The sequence below is a fragment of the Rhizorhabdus antheiae genome, from assembly GCF_049889055.1.
GTDB lineage: Bacteria > Pseudomonadota > Alphaproteobacteria > Sphingomonadales > Sphingomonadaceae > Rhizorhabdus.
Map to the genome: position 1 here is coordinate 1 of NZ_JBLTWO010000028.1, position 1,318 is coordinate 1,318.

Sequence of the window (1,318 nt, forward strand, 5' to 3'; positions counted from 1 at the left end):
ATTACGGTGACACCGCGAAATTGAGTTAGCCACCCTCCTTCTATGTACGGAGTCGCCGGAGGGGTGCTCCAGAGGAGGAGGGTGACCGATGACAGCCTATGCTGGTTTCGACGTGTCGGACAAGCTGACGACGATTTGCGTGGTCGATGCGGATGGCATGATTCTGAAGCGTGACGCAGCACCGAGTGATCCGGCGGCACTTGCCCAGTGGCTGACGCGGCACTGCCCGGACGTTGTTCGGGTGGTGCTGGAGACTGGCCCCCTGTCCACCTTTCTCTATCATGGCCTGGTCGAGCGCGGCGTGCCGGTCGTCTGCATCTGCGCGCGCCATGCCAAGGGGGTGCTGTCGACCCGCGTGAACAAGAGCGATGCGCATGACGCCGAGGGCCTTGCCCAGCTCTGTCGCACGGGCTGGTTCAAGCGCGTGCACATGAAGGCTTCGGCCACCCACATCGACCGCGCTGCGCTGCGCATCCGCTCCCAGCTCGTCGATGCACGCATCGCCATGGCCAACCAGTTGCGCGGCTTGCTGAAGTTGTTCGGCCTGCGCCTCGGGAAGGTCACCACACCCAACAAGCGCGCCGAGCGTCTTGCTGCGCTCTATGGCCAGCGCCCCGATCTCGAAGCCCTGTTCGCCCCGCTCATCGCCGCCCTGGAAGGTATCGAGCAGCAGTTGCGCAGATCGGCTCGCGCGTTGGAGCAGCGCGCCGCCGCCGATCCGGTAGCGTCCCGCCTGATGACCGTCCCCGGCGTGGGGCCGATCACCGCACTCACCTACACCGCCAGCATCGAGGATCCGCAGCGCTTCGCCCGAAGCGAGGATGTCGGGGCTTATGCCGGCCTCGTCCCCCGTCGCAATCAGTCGGGCGAGCGCGACACGCGTGGCCACATCTCAAAGGCTGGCGACCCGATGCTGCGCCGCGCGCTTTACGAGGCCGCCAACAACCTTCTCTCGCGGGTCAAGCGGCCGTTCGCTCTCCAGCAATGGGGGCGGCGCATCGCCGAAACCAAGGGCAGCAAAAGGGCTCGCACCGCCGTCGCCCGAAAGCTGGCCGTCCTGCTCCACTCGCTATGGCTGAACGAGACCGAGTTCCGCTGGGCCTAGCCCAAACCGGCTCCCGTACAGCCATGCGCGGACGATCTCGATTGTACTGTAGCGGTTCACGACCCCGTCGGTGACACAGAGACGTCCACCCTCTTCGCCCGGCCGCGATCATGATGGCTCGGATAACTACGCAACCGCGTCGTCCGATGACCTCGAAGACAACCGTTGGCTAACCGGGAATCCTCTCAAAAGGAGACATTCAATTAGACAACA

Annotated in this window: 1 protein-coding gene; it reads left to right on the forward strand. The window is 64.6% G+C overall.

Features of this window, described 5'->3' with window-relative positions; translation table 11 throughout:
* The first annotated feature begins 88 nt into the window (after positions 1 to 88).
* Entirely contained in the window at positions 89 to 1,105 is a 1,017-nt protein-coding gene (locus ACNI3R_RS20405) for an IS110 family RNA-guided transposase (RefSeq protein WP_426187069.1), read from the forward strand.
* The last annotated feature ends 213 nt before the right edge of the window (positions 1,106 to 1,318 follow it).

Bases quoted from the DNA above. Each gene is read 5' to 3' on its own strand.
- ACNI3R_RS20405 (WP_426187069.1), top strand. From the start codon at position 89: ATGACAGCCTATGCTGGTTTCGACGTGTCGGACAAGCTGACGACGATT.